The organism is Micromonospora sp. CA-248089 (assembly GCF_050948515.1).
Classification (GTDB): domain Bacteria; phylum Actinomycetota; class Actinomycetes; order Mycobacteriales; family Micromonosporaceae; genus Micromonospora.
This window is the reverse complement of record NZ_CP192016.1, coordinates 4,822,787-4,843,393: the sequence shown is the minus strand read 5'-3', so window position 1 is coordinate 4,843,393 and position 20,607 is coordinate 4,822,787. Positions and strand designations below refer to the sequence as shown.

Here is a 20,607-nt window from a genome sequence, read left to right as displayed (position 1 = left end):
TCGTGGCGGTGCGCGCGGTGGTGATCGAGGCCGACGGCGGCTCCCGGGGCAACCCCGGGCCGGCCGGCTACGGCGCTGTGGTCCGGGACCCGGAGACCGGTGAGGTGCTGGCCGAGCGGTCCGAGTCGATCGGTACTGCTACGAACAACGTGGCCGAGTACCGGGGCCTGATCGCCGGGCTGGAGGCCGCCGCCGAGCTGGGCGCGGCCGAGGTCGAGGCGCGGATGGACTCCAAGCTGGTGGTCGAGCAGATGTGCGGCCGCTGGCAGATCAAGCACCCCGGGCTGCGTCCGCTCGCCGCCCAGGCGGCCGGGCTGGTCAGCCGCTTCACCGCCGTACGGTTCACCTGGGTGCCCCGGGAGCGCAACCGGCACGCCGACGCCCTCGCCAACGCGGCCATGGACGCCGCCGCCTCGGGCGCGGCGCCGGCGGCCGCCCCCGTGAAGGCCGAGGCGCGGGAGGCGGCGGTCGTGCGCGCCACCGGCACCGACCCGGCCACCACGCCCGCCTCCTGGGAGCCGCGCCCCACCGAGGAGGCCACCCGGCTGATCCTGGTGCGGCACGGCGAGACCGAGCGCACCGTGCAGAAGCGCTACTCCGGCCGGGGCGACGTGCCGCTCACCGAGCGCGGCCGGGCCCAGGCCCGGGCCACCGCCGCCCGGGTGGCCGCGCTGGCGCCGTCCGTCGTCGCGGTGGTCAGTTCCCCGCTGTCGAGGTGTACGGCAACCGCCGAGGCGGTCGCCGCGCATGTCGGAAACCCGCCGGTACGTACCGACGACGACCTGATCGAGTGCGACTTCGGGGTCTGGGAGGGGCACACGTTCGCCGAGGTACGCGAGGGCTGGGCGGCCGAACTGGACGCCTGGCTCGCCTCCACGAGGGTCGCGCCGCCGAAGGGCGAGTCGTTCGTGACAGTCGCCGAGCGGACCGGGCGGGCGGTCGACCGGCTGCGGTCGGCGTACCCGGGGGAGACGGTCGTGGTGGTCTCCCACGTCTCGCCGATCAAGCTGGTGCTGCGCGACGCGCTCGCTGCCGGCGACGCGTTCCTGCACCGGCTCTACCTGGACACGGCGGGTATCTCGGTGCTGGACCTGTACCCGGACGGCGGCGTCGCGGTCCGCTCGGTCAACGACACCTCCCACCTCACGGACGTCTGACGGCCGCTCGGCGCATGCCGGCGGCCGTTCGGCGCATCGACATCACCCGATCGGACGTGACCCCCGTCACAGGGTCGTAGCCTCCGGCCGTCACATGGCCCGCTACGAATGCCCGGAGGGGTGTCACATGTCCGAACTGGAACCGGAGGCGCTCGGCACGGCGCGATCCAGGGCGAAGGACAAGAGTCCCTGGAACTGGTTGCTCTTCATCCCGATCGTGGTGCCGCTGATCCCGGCACTGTTCAACGCCGACTCGCCCCGGCTGTTCGGCTTCCCGCGCTTCTACTGGCTGCAACTGGTCTGGATCCTGCTCGGCGTCGGCACCACCACGCTGGTCTACCAGATGACCAAGAAGAAGCGGGGTGACCACTGATGTGGCGGGACCACCTCACCGAGATCATCGTCTTCACGCTGCTGTTCCTGCTGGTCAGCGCCATGGGATTCGTGGCCGCCCGGTGGCGCAGACCGACCGACATGGCCCACCTCGACGAGTGGGGACTGGGCGGGCGCAGCTTCGGCGGCTGGATCACCTGGTTCCTGGTCGGCGGTGACCTCTACACCGCGTACACGTTCGTGGCGGTCCCGGCGCTGATCTTCGGGGCCGGCGCGGCGGGCTTCTTCGCCGTGCCGTACACGATCGTCATCTACCCGCTGGTGTTCCTGGTGCTGTGCCGGCTCTGGTCGGTCTCGCACCGGCACGGGTTCGTCACCCCGGCCGACTTCGTCCGCAACCGGTTCGGCTCGCCGATCCTGGCGCTGCTGGTCGCGATCACCGGCATCGTCGCCACCATGCCGTACATCGCGCTGCAGCTGGTCGGCATCGAGGCGGTGCTCAAGACCATGGGCGTGACCGGGGACAGCGCGCTGGCCCGGCACCTGCCGATCATCATCGCGTTCGCGATCCTGGCCGCGTACACCTATCAGTCAGGGCTGCGCGCCCCGGCACTGATCGCGTTCGTCAAGGACTCGCTGATCTACATCGTGATCCTGGTCGCGGTGATCTGGCTGCCGTACAAGCTCGGCGGATGGGGCGCCATCTTCGACGCGGCCGACGCGAAGTTCCAGGCGTCACCCGCGCCCGGCGACGGCATCCTGCTCAACCAGAACAACCAGATCCAGTACGTGACGCTGGCGTTCGGCTCGGCGCTGGCGCTGTTCCTCTACCCGCACAGCATCACCGGCGTGCTGGCCAGCCGGAACCGCGACGTGATCAAGCGGAACATGTCCGCGCTGCCCGCGTACAGCCTGCTGCTGGGGTTGATCGCGCTGCTCGGGTACATGGCCATCGCGGCGAACGTGAAGCCGCTACCAGGCGCGAAGGAGGGCACGACCGACGGCAACACGGTGGTGCCGCTGCTGTTCGACCAGCAGTTCCCGGACTGGTTCGCCGGGGTGGCGTACGCCGCCATCGGCATCGGCGCGCTGGTGCCCGCGGCGATCATGTCGATCGCGGCGGCGAACCTGTTCACGCGCAACATCTACAAGGAGTACCTGAAGCGGGACGCCACCCCGGCGCAGGAGGCGAACGTCTCGAAGATCACCTCGCTGGTGGTGAAGGTCGGCGCGGTGGCCTGCATCGTCTTCCTCGACCCGCAGTTCTCCATCGACCTGCAGCTCATCGGCGGCGTGATCATCCTCCAGACGCTGCCGGCGGTGGCGCTGGGCCTCTACACCCGCTGGTTCCACAGGGGTGCGCTGATCGCCGGCTGGGCGGCCGGCATGGGCCTCGGCATGTGGATGCTGTACCAGATCGGCAACCCGGCGACCGGGAAGAAGCACTTCGCCGGTTCGGCGTTCCCGCTGGAGAAGTTCGGCTTCGACACCCCGAAGACCATCTACGTCGGCATCGTGGCGGTGCTGGTGAACCTGGTCGTGGCCGCGCTGCTCACGTTGGTGCTGCGTGCCGCGAAGGTGGCCGACGGACCCGACCACACCACGCCGGACGACTACTTCGCCGACGAGGGCGACCCGCGCGTCACGCCCTCCGCCGACGCCGCCCGCGAGCCCGTGGCATGAAAGGAAGGGCCCCTTATTAACGCCTCGTGCATTGAAAGGGGCCCTTCCTAACACCTCAGCGGCGGCGGTTGCGCGCGTCGAGCGCCTCGTTGAGGCGGTGCAACATCTCCGCCAGCGTCTCCCGGTCCGCCTCGGGCCAGGCGGCGAGGATGTCGCCGTACAGCCGGGTGCGGGCCGCCCGGACGGCGGCCATCCGCTGGAGCCCGGCCGCCGTCGCGGAGATCACCGTGCCGCGCCCGTCGGCCGGGTCGGGGGTACGTGAGATCAGCCCGTCGCGCTGGAGCGCGGAGACCTGCCGGGTGACTGTCGAGCCGTCCAGGCTCAGCCGTGCGGCGAGCGCCGAGACGTTCTGCGGGCCGGCGGCGTCCAGGTGGCGCAGGATCACGTACGCGGCGCGGTCGAGCAGCCGGTGCTCCGTCGTGCCGGTGCCTCGGCGGGTGGCCTCGCCCAGGCGCATCAGCAGCGCGACCTCGGTTTCGATCCGGCCCAGCGTGGCCTCGGCGGCGTGGACGTCCTCGCTCATGACTGTATGATACAGGGAAAATGCCTGTACGATACAGCTATCTGGGAGGTTGCGGAGTGGATCGCCGATCCGAGCCCAACCGCAGTGCCGTCTACGCCACCACGCTCGTGGCGTTCCTCGCCATCGCCGGCATCGCCGTGGTCGACCCGATCCTGCCCGCCATCGGCGAGGCGATCGGCGTCACCGCCTGGCAGGTCGAGCTGCTCTTCACCGCGTACATCGCGGTCATGGCCGTCGGCATGATCCCGGCGACGCTCGCCAGCGGACGGTTCGGTTTCAAGCCGGTGCTCGTCACCGGCGTCTCCGTCGTCGGCCTCGCCGCGATCGGAGCCTCGTTCAGCAACGACATCGTGCAGCTGTCCGTGCTGCGCGGCGTCTGGGGTCTGGGCAACGCGATGTTCTTCGCCACCGCCATGGTGGTGCTGGTCAACCTGGCGAACGACAGGGAATGGGTGGTCGGCCTGTTCGAGACCGCCCTCGGGCTCGGCTTCGCCGTCGGCCCGCTGATCGGCGGCCTGCTCGGCGAGGTGAGCTGGCGGCTGCCGTTCTTCGTCTGCGGCATGTTCATGGTGCTGGCGCTCGGCGTCGCCGCCCGCAAGCTGCGCGAACCTGCGAACAAGCAACAGCCGGTACGCCTCGGCCAGATCTTCGCCACGTACCGCAAGCCCGCGTTCGTGACGCTGTGCGTGGTCACCGCCGCGTACAACTTCGTCTTCTTCGTCGTCCTCGGCTACACGCCGCTGTTCCTGCGCCTCGACGTCATCCCGCTGGGCCTGGCGTTCACCGGCTGGGGCCTCGGCCTGGCCGCCGGCATTCTGGTGCTCGGGCACCGGCTCGCCCACCGCATCGGCGCCGTGCAGACCGTCGGCGTCGCCCTGCTCGGCCTGCTGGCCTGCATGGTCGCGTTCGCCACCTCCACCGGCACCGCCGTCTCGCTCGTCGTGCTGGTCGTGGCCGGCCTGTTCATGGGCCTCGCCAACGCCAACCTGACCGACCTGGCGCTCGGGCTCGGCTCCGCCGACCGGCGCGTCGCCACCGGCGCGTTCAACCTGGTCCGCTGGGGCGCCGCCGCGCCCGCGCCGATCATCTCCGGCAAGCTGGCCGAGCACAGCCTGGCGCTGCCGTTCTGGGTCGGCTTCGGGGTGCTCGCCGCGGGCCTGCTCGCGTACCTCGCGTTCGGCCACCTGATGGCGGCCGGCTACGGCGAACGCGTCATCTGGAACCGGGCCGCCCGCCGCGCCGAACACGCACCGGAGGAGCCGGTGGGGGAGGCCTACTGACCGGTCCCGGTCCAGCCGGGCCTGGTCCGGCCCGCCCCGGTGGCGTCAGGTCAGCGCCCGCCACAGCAGGTAGAACCCGATGGCCGTGCCGAACACCACGATCACCGTCTTCAGCACCACCTGCGGAAGCCGGCGGGCCAGCCGCGCGCCCGCGTACCCGCCGAACAGGGTGGCCGGCGCGACCACCGCGACGGCCGCCCAGTTCAACGGGCCGAACAGGGCGAACACCACGAGCGTGGTCAGCCCCACCACGGCCGAGAGCAGGTTCTTCACCGCCGACACCCGGGCCAGCGTCGCGTCGAGCACCAGCGCCAACCCGGCCACCAGCATCACCCCGAGGGCCGCGCCGAAGTAGCCTCCGTACACCGTGCCGAGCGCGACCATGGTCTGAACCGTGACGGTACGGCGGCGCGCGCCCAGCCGTTCCGGATGGCCGACCAGCCGGCGCAGCGGACCCTGGAACGCGAGTACGGCGGTCGCGCCCAGCACGAGGAACGGCACCACCAGCTCGAACGCGCGCGCCGGAGTCGCCAGCAGCAGCGCGCACCCGGCGATCGTGCCGAGGACGGCGGTGGGCAGCAGCGACCACAACTCCCGCCCGCGCGGCAGGTCAACCCGGCTGCCCGCCACGCTCGCCACGTACCCCGGAAAGACCGACACGGAGTTGGAGACGTTCGCCGCCACCGGCGGCAGGCCAGTGGCGATCATCGCCGGGAACGTGATCAGCGAGCCACCACCGGCCACCGCGTTCACAGTGCCCGCGGCGAGACCGGCGGCGATCAGGAGCGCGGCGTCGGAGAGATCCATGGTCCCCCGAGGCTAGTACGCCCTCGTTGTGTCACGGCGTCGACCCGTGCTGGGCCCGCCGGGGCGGAAATGGGCGCGGCGGATGCGTCGTTAGGATGAGGGCGCGACGGACGAGTCGACCGGGCGGTCGCGTCGACGGGCCCCGGCCCGTCGCCGAGGAACGTCCGGACTCCACAGGGCAGGGTGGTTGCTAACGGCAACCCGGGGTGACCCGCGGGACAGTGCCACAGAAAACAGACCGCCGGCCCGTAACGGGACGGTAAGGGTGAAACGGTGGGGTAAGAGCCCACCAGCACCCCGGGTGACCGGGGTGGCTCGGTAAACCCCACCCGGAGCAAGGCCAAGAAAGGGCCGTCACCGCAAGATGACGACCCGCGCAGACGCTTGAGGGCTGCCCGCCCGATGTCTGCGGGTAGGCCGCTGGAGCCTGCCGGCAACGGCAGGCCGAGATGGATGGCCGCCGCCGGTGCGCCTGCGGGCGTGCCGGTCACAGAATCCGGCGTACAGGTCGACTCGTCCGTCGCCCACCAGCTCAGAGCCGCCGGCGCTACAACTCGCGCCACTCTCCTGCCCGGCCGGTATCACCTGTGCGAACGAACTCCTCGATGACCTGCCAGGCGCGTTCGAGGTCGAGAACGACGTCCGCGGTGAACTCCACCAGGTCGTCCAGCACCAGTACCTCGGTATGCGTGCACGCAGGCTCATCGGCGGCCAGCAGGAAAACGGCATCCTCGTCCGCCATCAGGTGGACGACCGCCGCCGACCCCGTGAACCCGAGCGTCAGCACCGGGAATGCGGCGTCGCCCCGCACCTCGAGGTAGCCGCGCCCCTGGGCGCGCAGTTCCTCGAACCGCTCGACCAGACCGGCGACGCCCGACCGCTCCATCGGCACGAACCTCCCCGACGAGGGAGACGTAGCGCTCCACGCAATGGTCACCCGGCAACACTAGGGATTCGGTGCGGCCGAAACTCGCAGGAGCGTGGTCCCGTGGCGGCGCTAGGATCGGCTGCCCGTCAACCGTGTGCGGCGGGCTCCGGGAAGGGAACCGCGATGGCGGACGTGTCGGTCGAAGTGCCGTGCCCCCTGCGCGAGTGCATCGACTATTGCGAGGTCCACTGCGTTCGCGGGTGCTGCGGGATCGACGCCGTGTCCACCGACCCCGCACTCATCGAAAAGTGGTGCCGCCGGGTGGGTCCGGCCAAGGTGGTAGAGGCTCGGCTTCAACTCATGAAGTTGATCGAGGTGGTCGAGGACCGCTCCCGTTGCGTCACGTCGGACTTCCTGAACCACCGCACACATGACGAGGCCGCACGGCGTGAGTTGCTGGACTTCCTGACCGCGCTCGATGCCGGACTGGCGGCCGGCTCACTCGTCCCGTAGCGGCGGGGGAAGCGGCGCCTCTCCCTTCAGGGCCATCTCGGCCAGCTCGATGCGTTCCGGATGGAGGACGGCGTCGCGAAGCGGGTGGCTCGGCACGTTGATGCACCGCTGACCCGCCACCGCCTCGCAGACCGGGCACTGGAGGAACAGCCCGCACTGCGGCACCAACTCGCTGCCCTGGGCCAGCGCACCCCGGCCGATCTTGACGATCGCCCGGTAGAGGTCGTCGTCCTGATGCCGGGCGGCGGCGGCTGCCACCTCCCGCATGCCCTCCCAGAAGAGTTCCGCGGCCCTCGGTTCGTCGATGTCGATGTTGATGCGCACGGTCGGGAGTACCCGCCCTCGGCGCGGTGGAACATCGCCCGCCAGACCTTGCGATGATCAGGTGGTGACCTCCTACGTGTCCCACACCACCGTGGACTGTGCCGACGCCTATGCCCTGTCCCGCTGGTGGGCAGGCGTTCTCGACTACCGCGAGGATCCCGACGACCCGAACGAGCCGGGCCACGAGGAGTGCATGATCTCCTCGCGGGACGGGCGGCATCGGCTGCTGTTCATCGAGGTGCCGGACGCGAAGCAGGTCAAGAACCGTATCCATCTCGACCTGCGCCCCGTCGAGGGGACGCGCGACGAGGAGCTGGCCCGGCTGACCGGGCTGGGCGCGGCAGTGGTGGCCGACCGGCGCAACTCCGACGGCACCGGCTGGGTGGTGCTCGCCGATCCGGAGGGCAACGAGTTCTGCATCCTCCGCAGCGACGCCGAGGTGGCCGCCACCCGAGCGTGACCGCGATCGAGCGCCGCCCGCCGGCTCCAGCCACCGATCTTGCAGTTGTGGCACCTCCCGAACTTCGCGAACAGGGGTGTTCTGGGCGCCACAACTCCAAGATCGACCAGCAGGGCGACGAGCGCGGGCGGCGGGGACGAGCGTGGGCGCGAGGGGTGGGTGTGGGACGCTGCGGTGGTGATCGAGCTTGCGGACATCGAGGCGGCCGCCGACCGGATCGCCGACGTCGTGGTGCACACCCCGACCCTGCCCAGCCCGGGACTGACCGAGCTGCTCGGCGTACCGGTCACCGCCAAGCTGGAACTGCTGCAACGTACCGGATCCTTCAAGGCCCGGGGCGCGGCGGCGAAGCTGCTCGCGCTCGACGACGCGGAGCGGGCGGCCGGGGTCGTCGCGGTCAGCGGCGGCAACCACGGCATCGCGGTCGCGGTGATGGCCGGCGCGCTCGGGGTGGCGGCGACTGTGGTGATGCCGCGCACCGCGCCCGCCCGCGCGGTCGAGGTGGCCCGTGCGGCCGGGGCCGAAGTGCGGCTGACCGAGGACATGGCGGGCGCGTTCGCGCTGATGAACCGGCTGCGGGACGAGGGCGTGACGCTGCTGCACCCGTTCGACGACCCGATCGTGCTCGCCGGGCAGGGCACCGTCGGGCTGGAACTGGCCGACGACGCCGGTGAGCTGACCGACGTGCTTGTCAGCATCGGCGGGGGCGCGCTGATCTCGGGTGTGGCGGTGGCGCTGCGGGCGCGCCGGCCGGGGGTACGCGTCTGGGGCGTGGAGACCGAGGGCGCGCAGGCGATGTCGCAGGCGATCGCGAAGGGCGGGCCGGTCGAGGTGCCGTTGTCGTCGATCGTCACCACGCTCAGCGCGCCGACCGTCTCGCAGCTCACTTACGACCATGTGACCGCGCTGGTCAGTGATGTCCTCGTGGTCTCCGACGCCGAGGCGGTGCGGGGCACGCTCGAGTTGGCCGAGCACGCCAAGGTGTGGGCCGAGCCGGCCGCCGGGTGCCTGCTGCCCGCCGCCCGCCGGGTCATCGAGCGGGTGGGCGGCGACGCCCGGATCGGCCTGGTGGTCTGCGGCGGCAACGCCACCGTGGCCGACGTGACCGCGTGGGCCGGCCGCTTCGGCATCTGACGCGCCGCGCCGCACGAGCCGGACAACCCCGGGGTACGCCGGCCGCCTCCGGTCCGGACGGGTGGGACCGGGTGGACGACCGGCGTACGTCAGGACGTGGCCGGGCTGACGCCGTCGAGCAGTTCGGCGAGCTTGGCCGCGGTGGCCGGGGCGTGCAGGTGCAGCCGCGCCACGTTGATGCTGTCCGTGCCGATCACTGCGAGCAGCGCCTGCCCGTTGATCGCGTACACGCTGAGGTAGCCGCCCGCGTTGCGCACCGTGGACTGCTGGAAGTCGCCCTGTCCGAGCCGGATCCCGACCTGACGGCCGAGCCCGTACGTGGTGGCGGCGAGCGCGGCCAGGTCGTCCGGGTCGGCGCCGTTCTGCAGGTTGTGCGTGACGAGCAGGCCGTCGACACCGCCGAGGACGCAGCCGTGCACGCCGGGGATCTGCAGCCGCAGCGCGGACAGTTCCTGTGCGATGGCCGGGTACGGCAGCGCCGGGTTGCCGGCGAGTGAGGGGGGAAGCGCGCGTGGTGGCGGCAGGGTGCCGGTCTGGGCGCGCGCACGGCGGGGGAGGTCGTCCACCCGGCTCACAGTTCCAGGCTCTCCTCGATCATGCGCAGTTGGTGCCGCGCCATCGCGAGGTTGGCCCGGCTCTTGCTCACCATCAGGTAGAGGAACAGGCCCTTGCCGGTGCGGTTGCTCAGCGGGCGGATCAGGTGGTACTGGCTGCCGAGCGTGATCAGGATGTCCTCGATCTCGTCGTCGAGCTTGAGCATCTCGATGGTGCGCAGCTTGGCGCGTACGACATCGGTGTTGCCGGCGGCGGCGACCGTCAGGTCGATCTCGCCGGTGCCCCCGGCGACGCCGAGTGTCATGCCACTTGTGTAGTCGACGAGCGCGGCTCCGATCGCACCGTCGATGTCCATCGCGTTCTTCAGCGCGATGTCAAGGTTGCCCACGATTTTCTCTCCCCAGCTCGGGCCGCTGTCTGCTGAAAGCGCGACAGCGGATTCGTCCGTCGAGGCTCGCATATGGAGGCGTGAGGTGCACACGGACCGCCGGTGATCCACCTGAGCGGGCCCTCCGGACGGGCCACCGGTCCCGCGGGAGGGACCACGCCGTCCATCGCCGATCGCCGTCCGTCCCGGAAAGACGGTGCATCCATGCTATGTAGAGATCCGGTAGAGTGAGCCAGTGCGACTGACCATTCCGGTGGCGAAGGTGCTCTCGGCGCTGCTCGCCGAGCCCGGGGCGCCGCGCTACGGCCTCGACCTGATGCGGCTCACCGGCCTGCCCAGCGGGACGCTCTACCCGGTGCTGCACCGCCTCCAGGATGCCGGCTGGCTCGCCGCCGACTGGGAGGACGTCGACCCGGTCACCGCCGGCCGCCCGGCCCGCCGCTACTACCGCCTCACCGGCGAGGGCACCCGGTCGGCCCGGCTGGCGCTGGCCGAGCTGCGTGCCCTCGTACCCTCCGAACGGGCCGGCGGCGCGGACCCGGCCGGGGTGCCGGCGTGGTGATCCGGCGGGTGACGGCGCTGCTGCTGCGGGTCGCGGTGCGCCGGTGGCCGGCGGAGCTGCGCGCCGACCTGGCCCGCGAGTGGGCCGCCGAGCTGCACGAGCTGGCCCGCACCGGGCAGCGGTGGGGGATGGTCCGGTTCGCCGCGAGCCTGGCGGCGCGCCGGGCGGCCACGCCACTGACCGGGCGGGCCGGGGCGCGGCGGCTGGGGCGTACCGCAGGGGTGTTGCTGCTCGCGCCGCCGGCCTGCGTCGCGGTCCTCGTGGTGGCGGCAGTGGTGATGGGCCTGGCCCGCGGGTGGCTGGAGATGCGCGTGCCGTGGGCCGTCGCCGCGCAGCTGCCGGCCTGGTCGGCGCTCACCGCGCTGCTCGGCGTCGCGCTCGCGCTCGTCGTCGCCCGGGCCGCGCGCCGGACCGTACGCGTGGGGGCGCTGCCCACCGCGCTCGGCGTGGTGCTGCCGATCGCCGCGACGGTGACCGCGACGCTCGCGCTGTTCGCCGCCCGGGGCGAGAGCCGCGTCTGGGAGAGCGTGCCCGGGCTGCTGCTCTGGCTGGCGCTGCTGACGGCGGCGCTCTGGACTGCCGGGGTGCTGGCGCGCCGGGGCCGGGTCCGGGCCGCGTGGCTGGCGGGGCTGCTCGGCGCGCTGGTGGCGGCCGACGCGGCGGTGGTGCTCGCGGTGGTCACCTCGATCCCGGCCGCCGCGCCGGTGGCGGACGACCTGCCGCCGGACGCGGTGGACCGGATCTCCGCGCCGCTCTGGCTGTTCACCTGCTGGACCGACTCGTCGTTCGGGCTGCCCCGGCCGACCGAGTGGGAACGGTTCCTCATCACCGACCGGGTGCTCGTCGAGCCGATGTTCCACCTGGCCTGCACGCCCTACGCCCTGGCGTACGCGATCGGGGCGGCCCGCCCGGCGCCCGCCGCCGCGCCCGGTCCGGAGCCCGTCCCGGCGCCCGCCTAGCCGGGCCGCGGGGGTTCCGCCGTTCCCCGCCGCAACCGCCGTGACCAGGTCTAATGTGGAGAAGGCCGTGACTATTTGTGCCGTTCCGGTGGCGGCCGGGCGGTTCCGGGTGCACAGTGATCGCATGAGCGACGACGGAAGTGGTGGGCACTACTACTGGTGCACGCGACACCACCGGGTCGAGACCGATGCCGACGTGTGTCCCGCGCGGCACGTTCTCGGACCGTACGCCTCAGCCGCCGACGCGGACAACGCCCTGCAGACCGTGCGGGAGCGGAACGACGCGTGGGACGCCGAGGACGCCCGTTGGGCCGGGGAGGGCCGCTAGACGGCGCGGGAGGGCCCGCGTCGAGGTGATCCGTGCTCCGCGAGGGCGAGAGCACGTCCCCAGGAAAGGGAACCGAGATGGCCGAAGCACAGCAGGCCACCCGCCCGGCCGCGAAACGGACGACCGCGAAGAGGACCGCCGCGGGCAGGACGACGACGGTCACCAAGGCGTCGCCGAACGCCTCGGGCGCCGGCGCCGGACGGGCACCGGCGAAGAAGGCGGCGGCCAAGAAGGCAGCCGCCAGAAAGGTCGTGTCGGCGGCGCGCAAGGCGCCGGCCAAGGCCACCACCACCAGGACGACCGCGAAGAAGACAGCGGCTCGTACGGCACCGGCCGGCCGGGCCACCGCCAAGAGCGCGCCGGCCAAGAAGACCACCGCGAAGAAGACCACCGCGAAGAAGACGGCGGCAACGAAGACCACAGCGGCGAAGAAGACAGCGGCGGCGACGAAGACCACGGCGGCCCGCAAGACCACAACGGCCCGGACCACCGCCACCGCGAAGAAGGCGCCGGCCCGCAAGACGACCACCGCGAAGAAGACGACGGCGGCCAAGAAGACCACCGGCGCGCGCAAGGTCACCGCGGCGGCGAAGAAGACCACCGCCGCGGCGAAGAAGGCGCCCGCGAAGAAGACCACCGCCTCGACGCGTCCCACGGCGCGCAAGACGGCGGCGAAGAAGGCGCCCGCGCGCAAGACCACCACCGCGCGCAAGACCACCACCACGGCGAAGAAGACCACCGCCGCGAAGAAGGCGCCCGCCCGTAAGAGCACCGCCGCCAAGAGCACCACCGCACGCAAGGCGCCGGCCCGCCGCGCCTGACGCCGTGGACACCGCTCCCTCCCGGGGAGCGGAACGTGCGGGTCGCTGTCAGGATTGAGCGCGTGGTGATCCGACGCGTACTGGCGCCCCGTATCGACTTCGGCGCGCTGCGCCGCGAGCTGGGACTGCCCGAGGGCTTCCCGGCCGCGGCGCAGCGCGAAGCCGACCTGGCCGCCGCCGCGCCGCCGCCGGCCGTCGCCGACCGGACCGACATCCCGTTCGTCACCGTCGACCCGGCGACCTCGCGCGACCTCGACCAGGCCATGCACCTCACCCGCCGTCCCGGCGGCGGCTACCGCGTCCGGTACGCGATCGCTGACGTCCTGACCCACGTACGCCTCGGTGGTGACCTGGAGGCCGAGACGTGGCGCCGGGGACAGACGGTCTACCTGCCCGACGGCAACGTGCCGTTGCACCCGCACACGCTCAGCGAGGGGGCGGCCAGCCTGCTGCCCGACGCCGACCGGGCCGCCGTGCTCTGGACCGTCGACCTGGACGCCGACGGCGGCACGGTGGCGGTCACGCTGGAGCGGGCGCTGGTGCGCAGCCGGGCCAAGCTCGACTACGGCGGCGTGCAGCGCGACGCCGACGCCGGGCGGCTGCCCGAGCCGATCGCCCTGCTGCCCGAGATCGGGGCGCTGCTCACCGCCCGGGGCCTGACCCGGGGCGCGATCAACCTGCCGCTGCCGGAGCAGGACGTCGAGCCCGACGGGGACGGGTGGCGGCTGGTGCTGCGCGGCCCCGGCCCGATGGAGGAGCACAACGCGCAGATCTCGCTGCTGACCGGCATGGCCGCCGCCGACATCATGCTGGCCGGCCGGATCGGGCTGCTGCGCACCATGCCCCGTCCCCGCGCGGAGGCGGTCGAGCGGCTGCGCCTCGCCGCCGGCCCGCTCGGCGTGCCCTGGCCGGACGGCACACCCGTGGGTCAGGTGCTCGACGGGCTGGACACCTCCCGGCCCCGGGTGGCCGCCTTCGTCGACCAGGCCGCCGAGCTGATGCGCGGCGCGGCGTACACCGCCTTCGACGGCGAGGTGCCCGAGCAGCCCGAGCACGGCGGCGTGGCCGCCGCGTACGCGCATGTCACGGCGCCGCTGCGCCGCCTGGCCGACCGCTACGCCACCGAGGTCTGCCTGGCCCTGCACGAGGGCCGGGTGGTGCCCGAACAGGTCCGGGCCGCGCTGCCGAAGCTGCCCGAGGTGATGGCCGCGACCGACCGGACCGCCGGTGCGGCCACCCGGGGCGCCGTGGAACTGGCCGAGGCGGTACTGCTCGCGCACCGGGTGGGGGAGACGTTCGAGGCGGCCGTGCTCGACGTGGACGAACCGCGCCCGGCGGGCAACGGCCGCCCGGGCCGCCCGCCCGGCGGCACGATCGCGCTCGACGAGCCGCCGGTACGGGCCCGCTGCACCGGCGAGCTGCCGCTGGGCGAACGCGTCCGGGTACGGCTCACCGTCGCCGACCCGACCCAGCGCCGGGTCGCCTTCGAACGGGCCTGACCAGCGCGGCCATTGTCACAGCATCGGGATGCACCGCACGCCGCCGTGCTTTGCGAGGATGTGCCCATGGCTTATGACGCGACCACGCTGCCCGACGTCTCCGGGCTGACCGTCGGCATCATCGGTGGCACCGGCGACCAGGGACGGGGTCTCGCCTACCGGTTCGCCCGGGCCGGGCAGACCGTGCTGATCGGCTCCCGCACGGCGGAACGGGCCAACCAGGCCGCCGCCGAGATCGCCGCCCTGCCCGGGGTTGCCGACGGCGCTCTGGTCTCCGGCGGCGACAACGAGGACGTCGCGCGGCGCAGCGACGTGGTGATCGTGGCGGTGCCGTGGGACGGGCACGCGGCCACCGTCGCCGCGCTCGCCGAACCGCTGGCCGGCAAGATCGTGGTGGACTGCGTCAACCCGCTCGGCTTCGACAAGCAGGGCCCGTACGCGCTCACCGTCGACGAGGGCAGCGCCGTGCAACAGGCCGCCGCGCTGCTGCCCGAGTCCCGGGTGTGCGCCGCGTTCAACCACGTCAGCGCGCCGCTGCTGGCCGACCCGGAGATCGACCGGATCGAGCTGGACGTGCTGATCTGCACCGAGGAGCGGGAACTCGTGGGTGTGGTCGGCGCGCTGGCCGCGCGGATCCCCGGCATGCGGGGCATCTACGCCGGGCGGCTGCGCAACGCCCACCAGATCGAGGCGTTCACCGCGAACCTGATCGCGATCAACAAGCGTTACAAGGCGCACGCCGGCATCCGCGTCACCGACGTCTGACGTGCGCGCCGCCGTCGCCGCGTGCGCCGCGGCGGCGTCTGTTAAGAAGGGGCCCCTCCTCTACGCCAGGCGTTAAGAAGGGGCCCTTCCTTACATCCCTCAGAAGGTGTGCTCGGGGGCGGGGAACTCGCCGCCGCGTACCTCGTCGGCGAACCGGCGGGTCGCGTCCGTCAGCGCGCCCGCCAGTTCGGCGTAGCGCTTGACGAAGCGAGGCGCCCGCCCGGTACGCAGCCCGGCCATGTCCTGCCAGACCAGCACCTGCCCGTCGGTGTCCGGGCCGGCCCCGATCCCGACGGTGGGGATGGACAGCTCGGCGGTGACCCGCTTGGCCACCTCGCCCGGCACCATCTCCAGCACCACGGCGAACGCGCCCGCCTCGGCCACCGCCCGCGCGTCGGCGAGCACCTCCTCGGCGGCCTCGCCCCGGCCCTGCACCCGGTAGCCGCCGAGCGTGTGCTCGCTCTGCGGGGTGAAACCGATGTGTGCCATCACCGGGATGCCGGCGCCGGTGATCGCCTCGATCTGGGCGGCGCAGCGCCGCCCGCCCTCCAGCTTCACCGCGTGGCAGCCGCCCTCCTTCATGAACCGCACCGCGGTGCGCAGCGCCTGCGCCGGGCCTTCCTCGTACGAGCCGAACGGCAGGTCGCCGACGATCAGCGAGTGCTTCGTGGCCCGCACCACGGCACGTACCAGCGGCAGCAGCTCCTCGGCGGTCACCGGCAGCGTGGTCTCGTAGCCGAAGACGTTGTTCGCCGCGGAGTCGCCGACCAGCAGCACCGGGATCCCCGCCTGGTCGAAGATCGAGGCCGTGTACTGGTCGTACGAGGTGAGCATCGCCCACCGCTCGCCGCGTTCCTTGGCGGCGATCAGGTCTCGGGTGCGTACCCGCCGGGTCGCCGGCCCGCCGTAGAGCGCGGTCACCTCGGCCGGGGTGGACTCCACCATGACAATCTCCTTCCTCGAGGCCGCGCACGCGGTCCCCGGGTTCCCCACGATCGTCGCACCGGGCGGCGGGCCGCGGGCAGGTCGCAGTGGAGGATGTCACTCCCCGGCCGGGGGAACGGTCAGCCGTCCTCGCGCCAGCGGTTGGTGATCGGCAGCCGCCGGTCCCGCCCGAACGCCTTCATGGAGATCTTGGTGCCGGGCGCCGACTGCCGTCGCTTGTACTCGGCGGTATCCACCATCCGCAGCACCTTGTCCACCACGGCCGGGTCGTGGCCGGACTCGACCAGGCCGTCGCGGCCCAGGTCGCCGTCGACGTAGCCGATCAGGATCGGGTCGAGCACGTCGTAGTCGGGCAGCGTGTCGCTGTCGAGCTGGCCGGGGCTCAGCTCGGCCGACGGCGGCTTGCCGATCGAGTTCTCCGGGATCGGTGGCGTCTGCCCGCGCCGTGCCGCGTCCGCGTTGCGCCACTTCGCCAGCCGCCACACCAGCGTCTTCCAGACGTCCTTGACCGGGTTGTAGCCGCCCACCGAGTCGCCGTAGAGCGTCGAGTAGCCCACCGCCAGCTCGCTCTTGTTGCCGGTGGTGAGCACCAGGTGGCCCTCCTGGTTCGACAGCGCCATCAGGATCACGCCGCGGACCCGGGCCTGGAGGTTCTCCACCGCCACCCCGGACAGCGACATGTTCGCCAGGAACGAGTCCACCATCGGCTGGATCGGCTCGACCCGGTAGTCCAGGCCGGTGCGCTTCGCCAGGTCCTCGGCGTCGGTGCGGGAGTGCTCGGAGGAGTGCTGGCTGGGCATCGAGACGCCGACGACCCGGTCCGGGCCGACCGCGTCCACCGCGATGGCCGCGGCCACCGCCGAGTCGATGCCGCCGGACAGGCCGAGCACCACCGACGGGAAGCGGTTCTTGTCGACGTAGTCACGCAGGCCCAGCACCAGCGCGTGCCACACCTCGGCCTCGTCGGCGACCGGTTCGATGATGCCGCCGTCCGCCGCCGGTCCGGTCGGCGCGGCCGGGATCGCCGGGATCTCGTGGCGGACCACGCGCATCCCGTCGGTCAGCGCGCCGGTCCCGCCGGGCGTACCGGCCGCCGGCAGCTCCAGGTCGTGCACCACCAGGTGCTCGACGAACTGCGGTGCCCGGGTCAGCAGCGTGCCGTCCGCGGTGACGATCATCGAGTCGCCGTCGTAGACGAGTTCGTCCTGGCCGCCGACCATGTTCACGTACGCGATGGGGGCGCCGGCCTCGGCAGCGCGCCGACGCACCAGCGGCAGCCGCACGTCGTCCTTGTTCAGCTCGTACGGCGAGGCGTTGATGCTCAGCACCAGCCCGACGCCGGCCTCCCGGGCCACCGCGAACGGGCCGCCGGCCTGCCACAGGTCCTCGCAGATGGTCAGCGCCACGTCGACCCCGCCGACGCGCACCACGGTGAGTGTGTCGCCGGGGACGAAGTAGCGGTCCTCGTCGAAGACGCCGTAGTTGGGCAGGTGATGCTTGAAGTAGGTGGCCACCACCTCGCCCCGGTGCAGCACCGCCGCCGCGTTGCGGGCGCCCCGGCCCGGCTGGGCGTCGGCGCTGACCTGCGGAGGGCCGTCCGCGTCCAGGTAGCCGACCATCACCGGCAGGTCACCGAGGCCGTCGGCGGCCAGGTCGGCGGCGAGCCGGTGCAGCGCGGCACGGGACGCGGCCACGAACGAGCGGCGGAACACCAGGTCCTCGACCGGGTAACCGGTGAGCATCAGCTCGGGGAACAGGACGAGCTGGGCGCCGGCGTCGGCGGCCTGACGACTCCACGAGCGGACCAGGCCGGCGTTGCCGGCGAGGTCGCCTACCGTCGGGTTGACCTGGCACAGGGCGAGACGCAGGGTGGGCATGCCTCCATCTTCCCCCAGCCGTCCGGGCCGAATCCGACAGGTCGCGGGATACCGGGGCGGCCGGCCGCGCGTCCCGGCGGGCCGGACACGGCGGGACGGCCGGCCGGGGGTAGGCGTAACGTCGGCGTAACGAGCCCGGTGGAGACTGGGCGGTCAGGCCGGGCCGGCCCGACCGGTGCGGACGTACGTGTCACGAGGGGTGGAAGTGGACCGTCAGCAGGAGTTCGTCCTCCGCACGCTGGAAGAGCGGGACATCCGTTTCGTCCGGCTGTGGTTCACCGATGTGCTCGGCACGCTCAAGAGCGTCTCGGTGGCCCCGGCGGAGCTGGAGGCGGCCTTCGACGAGGGAATCGGGTTCGACGGCTCCGCGATCGAGGGCTTCGCCCGGGTCTTCGAGTCGGACATGGTGGCCATGCCGGACCCGACCACGTTCCAGGTCTTCCCGTTCGAGGGCGGGGTGAGCGGCGAGAGCGCCCGGATGTTCTGCGACATCTCGCTGCCCGACGGCAGCCCGTCGTGGGCCGACCCGCGGCACGTGCTGCGCCGGATGCTCTCCCGGGCCGCCGACAAGGGCTTCACCTTCTACACCCACCCGGAGATCGAGTTCTTCCTGCTGGAGAACGGTCCGCAGGACGGCTCGGTGCCGATCCCGGTGGACACCGGCGGCTACTTCGAGCACACCACGCACGCCGTCGCGCGGGACTTCCGCCGCCAGGCCGTGCTGGCGCTGGAGCGGATCGGCATCTCGGTGGAGTACAGCCACCACGAGGTCGCCCCCGGCCAGCAGGAGATCGACCTGCGCTACGCCGACGCGCTCACCACCGCCGACAACATCATGACGTTCCGGCACGTGGTGAAGGAGGTGGCGCTCTCCACCGGTGTGCAGGCCAGCTTCATGCCGAAGCCGTTCACCGACCAGCCGGGCAGCGGCATGCACACGCACCTGTCGCTGTTCGAGGGGGAGCGCAACGCGTTCCACGACGCCGGTGACCCGATGAAGCTGTCGAAGGTCGCCAAGTCGTTCATCGCCGGTCTGCTCACCCACGCCCGGGAGTACACCGCGGTCACGAACCAGTGGGTGAACTCGTACAAGCGGCTGTTCCCGCAGGCGCTGCCGGACCGGATCACCGAGAGCCCCGCGTACGTCTGCTGGGGTCACCTGAACCGGTCCGCGCTGGTGCGGGTGCCCGCGTACGGCAAGCCGAACTCGGCCCGGGTCGAGGTGCGTTCGCTGGACTCCGCGACCAACCCCTACCTGGCGTTCGCGGTGATGCTCGGCGCCGGCCTCAAGGGCATCGAGGAGGGCTACGAGCTGCCGCCGGGCGCCGAGGACGACGTCTGGTCGTTGAGCAGCGCCGAGCGCCGCGCCATGGGCTACGAGGCGCTGCCGGAGAACCTGGCCGAGGCGATCGACGTGATGGCCGGCTCGGAGCTGGTGGCCGAGGTGCTCGGCGAGCACGTCTTCGACTTCTTCCTGCGCAACAAGCGCTCCGAGTGGGAGCAGTACCGCCGCGAGGTCACCCCGTACGAGCGGCAGCGCTACCTCTCGCTCTAGATCGTTGTGGCGCGGTGCCGCTATCGTCTGCGGCACCGCCCGGCACCTCCGCCGGGCGGCGTGAGCCGGGGAGGCGTTGGTGCTGGGAGATCTGCTCGACGGGGCGTGGCAGAGCATCGTGTTCGGGCTGGTCGGGGTGGCGCTGATGGCCGCCGGCTTCCTGCTCGTCGACCTGCTCACCCCGGGCAAGCTGCGGGAGCTGATCTGGGTGCGCCGCAACGGCAACGCCGCGCTGCTGCTCGCCGCCAACCAGCTCGGCATCGCCGGCATCGTCTTCACCGCCGTGCTGACCAGCTACAGCTCGTTCACCAAGGGCCTGGCGTCCACAGTGGTGTTCGGGCTGGTCGGCCTGCTGGTGATGGCGGTGGCCTTCCTGGTGCTGGACCTGCTCACCCCGGGCAAGCTGGGCGACGTCATCGCCGCCGACGAGCCGCACCCGGCCGCCAGGGTCAGCGCCGCCACCCACTTCGGCGCCGCGCTGATCGTCTGCGCCTGCATCGCCTGAGGGGTGTCGTACCCCCGGGTTAGCGTCCGGGGGTGAACCGCACCGATCGCCTCTACGCCCTGGTCGAGGAGCTGCGGGCGGTGTCGCCGCGCCCGCGCAGCGCGACCTGGCTGGCCCGCCGCTTCGAGGTGAGCACCCGCACCGTCGAGCGCGACATCTCCGCGTTGCAGGGCGCCGGGGTGCCGATCTGGGCCGAGCCGGGCCGCACCGGCGGCTACGCGGTCGACCGGGCCCGCACGTTGCCGCCGGTCAACCTGACACCGGCCGAGGCGGTGGCGATGGCCGTCGCGCTGCACCGGCTCGGCGGTTCCCCGTTCGCCCCGGCGGCGGGCGCCGCGCTGCGCAAGCTGGTCGCGGTGATGCCGCCGGCCGATGTGGCCGAGGCGCACCGGCTCGCCGGCCGGGTGCACCTGGTCGGCGACGGACCGGGCACGCCCGTCCCGGCCGCCGTCGCCGACGCGGTCGCCGCCGGGCGGGTGCTGCGCCTGCGGTACGCCGACCGCGGCGGCGCCGATTCGGTACGCGACGTGGAGCCGCTCGCCTATCTGGGCAACTCGGTGCACTGGTACCTGGTCGCCTGGTGCCGGCTGCGCGACGGTGTGCGTTGCTTCCGCACCGACCGGATCCGCTCGGTGCACCCGCTGGCCGAGCCGGTGACCCGGGAGTGGCGTCCGGACGACCTCGACGTGCCGGTCGACCGGGTGCGCCCGCTCACCCTGGTCTGAAACCCGACAGCGCGGGCCGCTCGAGTCGGCGATCCTGGTCG

Annotated in this window: 24 protein-coding genes and 1 other RNA gene; 17 read left to right on the top strand and 8 right to left on the bottom strand. The window is 72.5% G+C overall.

Annotated elements, in window-relative coordinates; genetic code table 11:
• The first annotated feature begins 2 nt into the window (after positions 1-2).
• From ACQP26_RS22605 to mctP, 3 genes are all read left to right on the top strand, one after another.
• A complete protein-coding gene (locus ACQP26_RS22605) occupies positions 3-1,157 on the top strand; it encodes a bifunctional RNase H/acid phosphatase (protein ID WP_433493929.1) in 1,155 nt (384 codons plus the stop codon).
• A gap of 127 nt (positions 1,158-1,284) precedes the next feature.
• On the top strand, positions 1,285-1,530 hold the full coding sequence (locus tag ACQP26_RS22600) for a DUF3311 domain-containing protein (protein ID WP_433493928.1): 246 nt from the start codon (positions 1,285-1,287) through the stop codon (positions 1,528-1,530).
• Complete coding sequence (gene mctP / locus ACQP26_RS22595; protein ID WP_281577103.1) at positions 1,530-3,173, top strand: monocarboxylate uptake permease MctP; 1,644 nt, start codon at positions 1,530-1,532, stop codon at positions 3,171-3,173. The genes ACQP26_RS22600 and mctP overlap by 1 nt, the downstream gene beginning before the upstream one ends.
• A gap of 55 nt (positions 3,174-3,228) precedes the next feature.
• Here the strand turns inward: mctP and ACQP26_RS22590 are convergent, their stop codons facing one another.
• The gene (locus ACQP26_RS22590; RefSeq protein WP_269704751.1) at positions 3,229-3,696 is read right to left on the bottom strand and encodes a MarR family winged helix-turn-helix transcriptional regulator; all 468 of its coding nucleotides are present in this window, start codon (positions 3,694-3,696) and stop codon (positions 3,229-3,231) included.
• A 56-nt stretch (positions 3,697-3,752) separates the two neighbouring features.
• Between ACQP26_RS22590 and ACQP26_RS22585 the strand changes: the two genes are divergently transcribed.
• Positions 3,753-4,976 carry an MFS transporter gene (locus ACQP26_RS22585; RefSeq protein ID WP_433493927.1) on the top strand — a complete coding sequence of 408 codons (1,224 nt, stop codon included), beginning with the start codon at positions 3,753-3,755 and terminating at the stop codon, positions 4,974-4,976.
• Between the two features lie 45 nt (positions 4,977-5,021).
• On the opposite strand, the gene ACQP26_RS22580 is transcribed toward ACQP26_RS22585, so the two are convergent.
• The gene (locus ACQP26_RS22580) at positions 5,022-5,783 is read right to left on the bottom strand and encodes a sulfite exporter TauE/SafE family protein (protein WP_433493926.1); all 762 of its coding nucleotides are present in this window, start codon (positions 5,781-5,783) and stop codon (positions 5,022-5,024) included.
• A gap of 111 nt (positions 5,784-5,894) precedes the next feature.
• On the opposite strand from ACQP26_RS22580, the gene rnpB reads away from it, so the two are divergent.
• An RNA gene (rnpB, locus tag ACQP26_RS22575) (RNase P RNA component class A) lies at positions 5,895-6,303 on the top strand.
• A gap of 27 nt (positions 6,304-6,330) precedes the next feature.
• On the opposite strand, the gene ACQP26_RS22570 is transcribed toward rnpB, so the two are convergent.
• Entirely contained in the window at positions 6,331-6,669 is a 339-nt protein-coding gene (locus ACQP26_RS22570; protein ID WP_433496183.1) for a hypothetical protein, read from the bottom strand.
• 165 nt (positions 6,670-6,834) lie between these two features.
• On the opposite strand from ACQP26_RS22570, the gene ACQP26_RS22565 reads away from it, so the two are divergent.
• Complete coding sequence (locus tag ACQP26_RS22565) at positions 6,835-7,164, top strand: DUF6331 family protein (protein ID WP_433493925.1); 330 nt, start codon at positions 6,835-6,837, stop codon at positions 7,162-7,164.
• Here ACQP26_RS22565 and ACQP26_RS22560 read toward each other — a convergent pair.
• Positions 7,150-7,488: a zinc finger domain-containing protein gene (locus ACQP26_RS22560; RefSeq protein ID WP_433493924.1), complete on the bottom strand. Its 339-nt coding sequence runs from the start codon at positions 7,486-7,488 to the stop codon at positions 7,150-7,152. The two genes, ACQP26_RS22565 and ACQP26_RS22560, sit on opposite strands and share 15 nt — an antisense overlap.
• A gap of 64 nt (positions 7,489-7,552) precedes the next feature.
• Here ACQP26_RS22560 and ACQP26_RS22555 point away from each other — a divergent pair, with 64 nt between their 5' ends.
• A complete protein-coding gene (locus ACQP26_RS22555) occupies positions 7,553-7,948 on the top strand; it encodes a VOC family protein (protein WP_433493923.1) in 396 nt (131 codons plus the stop codon).
• A 177-nt stretch (positions 7,949-8,125) separates the two neighbouring features.
• On the top strand, positions 8,126-9,082 hold the full coding sequence (locus ACQP26_RS22550; RefSeq protein WP_433493922.1) for a threonine/serine dehydratase: 957 nt from the start codon (positions 8,126-8,128) through the stop codon (positions 9,080-9,082).
• 89 nt (positions 9,083-9,171) lie between these two features.
• Here the strand turns inward: ACQP26_RS22550 and ACQP26_RS22545 are convergent, their stop codons facing one another.
• Together ACQP26_RS22545 and ACQP26_RS22540 are read right to left on the bottom strand one after the other, a co-directional pair.
• Complete coding sequence (locus ACQP26_RS22545; protein WP_269704764.1) at positions 9,172-9,657, bottom strand: roadblock/LC7 domain-containing protein; 486 nt, start codon at positions 9,655-9,657, stop codon at positions 9,172-9,174.
• Positions 9,654-10,025 (bottom strand): hypothetical protein, encoded by a 372-nt coding sequence (locus ACQP26_RS22540; RefSeq protein WP_269704765.1) that lies wholly within the window; start codon positions 10,023-10,025, stop codon positions 9,654-9,656. Before ACQP26_RS22540 ends, ACQP26_RS22545 begins: the two co-directional genes overlap by 4 nt.
• Before the next feature lie 235 nt (positions 10,026-10,260).
• Here ACQP26_RS22540 and ACQP26_RS22535 point away from each other — a divergent pair, with 235 nt between their 5' ends.
• The 6 genes from ACQP26_RS22535 to npdG all read left to right on the top strand — a co-directional run bounded on the left by ACQP26_RS22535 (position 10,261) and on the right by npdG (position 14,959).
• Positions 10,261-10,587 carry a PadR family transcriptional regulator gene (locus ACQP26_RS22535; protein WP_281577114.1) on the top strand — a complete coding sequence of 109 codons (327 nt, stop codon included), beginning with the start codon at positions 10,261-10,263 and terminating at the stop codon, positions 10,585-10,587.
• Complete coding sequence (locus ACQP26_RS22530) at positions 10,581-11,546, top strand: hypothetical protein (RefSeq protein ID WP_433493921.1); 966 nt, start codon at positions 10,581-10,583, stop codon at positions 11,544-11,546. Before ACQP26_RS22535 ends, ACQP26_RS22530 begins: the two co-directional genes overlap by 7 nt.
• A 124-nt stretch (positions 11,547-11,670) precedes the next feature.
• Positions 11,671-11,874 (top strand): hypothetical protein, encoded by a 204-nt coding sequence (locus ACQP26_RS22525; protein ID WP_018787041.1) that lies wholly within the window; start codon positions 11,671-11,673, stop codon positions 11,872-11,874.
• 77 nt (positions 11,875-11,951) lie between these two features.
• Positions 11,952-12,695, top strand: a complete 744-nt coding sequence (locus tag ACQP26_RS22520; RefSeq protein ID WP_433493920.1) for a histone — start codon at positions 11,952-11,954, stop codon at positions 12,693-12,695.
• A 62-nt stretch (positions 12,696-12,757) separates the two neighbouring features.
• The gene (locus ACQP26_RS22515) at positions 12,758-14,194 is read left to right on the top strand and encodes an RNB domain-containing ribonuclease (RefSeq protein WP_433493919.1); all 1,437 of its coding nucleotides are present in this window, start codon (positions 12,758-12,760) and stop codon (positions 14,192-14,194) included.
• Between the two features lie 66 nt (positions 14,195-14,260).
• Positions 14,261-14,959, top strand: a complete 699-nt coding sequence (gene npdG, locus ACQP26_RS22510; RefSeq protein ID WP_269704770.1) for an NADPH-dependent F420 reductase — start codon at positions 14,261-14,263, stop codon at positions 14,957-14,959.
• Between the two features lie 99 nt (positions 14,960-15,058).
• Here npdG and panB read toward each other — a convergent pair whose 3' ends face one another.
• Both panB and ACQP26_RS22500 read right to left on the bottom strand, forming a co-directional pair.
• Positions 15,059-15,904 (bottom strand): 3-methyl-2-oxobutanoate hydroxymethyltransferase, encoded by an 846-nt coding sequence (gene panB, locus ACQP26_RS22505; protein WP_433493918.1) that lies wholly within the window; start codon positions 15,902-15,904, stop codon positions 15,059-15,061.
• Positions 15,905-16,023: 119 nt separating this feature from the next.
• The gene (locus tag ACQP26_RS22500) at positions 16,024-17,781 is read right to left on the bottom strand and encodes an NAD+ synthase (protein WP_281577119.1); all 1,758 of its coding nucleotides are present in this window, start codon (positions 17,779-17,781) and stop codon (positions 16,024-16,026) included.
• A gap of 205 nt (positions 17,782-17,986) precedes the next feature.
• Between ACQP26_RS22500 and glnA the strand changes: the two genes are divergently transcribed.
• The 3 genes from glnA (at position 17,987) to ACQP26_RS22485 (ending at position 20,566) form a co-directional block, all read left to right on the top strand.
• Positions 17,987-19,336, top strand: a complete 1,350-nt coding sequence (gene glnA, locus ACQP26_RS22495) for a type I glutamate--ammonia ligase (RefSeq protein ID WP_120568707.1) — start codon at positions 17,987-17,989, stop codon at positions 19,334-19,336.
• 79 nt (positions 19,337-19,415) lie between these two features.
• Positions 19,416-19,841 carry a DUF350 domain-containing protein gene (locus tag ACQP26_RS22490; RefSeq protein ID WP_269704773.1) on the top strand — a complete coding sequence of 142 codons (426 nt, stop codon included), beginning with the start codon at positions 19,416-19,418 and terminating at the stop codon, positions 19,839-19,841.
• Between the two features lie 32 nt (positions 19,842-19,873).
• Positions 19,874-20,566 (top strand): helix-turn-helix transcriptional regulator, encoded by a 693-nt coding sequence (locus tag ACQP26_RS22485; protein WP_433493917.1) that lies wholly within the window; start codon positions 19,874-19,876, stop codon positions 20,564-20,566.
• Positions 20,567-20,607: the final 41 nt, after the last annotated feature.

What these genes read in the sequence shown, in the direction of transcription:
- panB (WP_433493918.1), bottom strand. Translation starts at nt 15,904, where the DNA reads ATGGTGGAGTCCACCCCGGCCGAGGTGACCGCGCTCTACGGCGGGCCG.
- mctP (WP_281577103.1), top strand. Translation starts at nt 1,530, where the DNA reads ATGTGGCGGGACCACCTCACCGAGATCATCGTCTTCACGCTGCTGTTC.
- ACQP26_RS22600 (WP_433493928.1), top strand. Translation starts at nt 1,285, where the DNA reads ATGTCCGAACTGGAACCGGAGGCGCTCGGCACGGCGCGATCCAGGGCG.
- ACQP26_RS22565 (WP_433493925.1), top strand. Translation starts at nt 6,835, where the DNA reads ATGGCGGACGTGTCGGTCGAAGTGCCGTGCCCCCTGCGCGAGTGCATC.
- ACQP26_RS22590 (WP_269704751.1), bottom strand. Translation starts at nt 3,696, where the DNA reads ATGAGCGAGGACGTCCACGCCGCCGAGGCCACGCTGGGCCGGATCGAA.
- ACQP26_RS22570 (WP_433496183.1), bottom strand. Translation starts at nt 6,669, where the DNA reads ATGGAGCGGTCGGGCGTCGCCGGTCTGGTCGAGCGGTTCGAGGAACTG.
- ACQP26_RS22520 (WP_433493920.1), top strand. Translation starts at nt 11,952, where the DNA reads ATGGCCGAAGCACAGCAGGCCACCCGCCCGGCCGCGAAACGGACGACC.
- npdG (WP_269704770.1), top strand. Translation starts at nt 14,261, where the DNA reads ATGGCTTATGACGCGACCACGCTGCCCGACGTCTCCGGGCTGACCGTC.
- ACQP26_RS22500 (WP_281577119.1), bottom strand. Translation starts at nt 17,781, where the DNA reads ATGCCCACCCTGCGTCTCGCCCTGTGCCAGGTCAACCCGACGGTAGGC.
- ACQP26_RS22580 (WP_433493926.1), bottom strand. Translation starts at nt 5,783, where the DNA reads ATGGATCTCTCCGACGCCGCGCTCCTGATCGCCGCCGGTCTCGCCGCG.
- ACQP26_RS22525 (WP_018787041.1), top strand. Translation starts at nt 11,671, where the DNA reads ATGAGCGACGACGGAAGTGGTGGGCACTACTACTGGTGCACGCGACAC.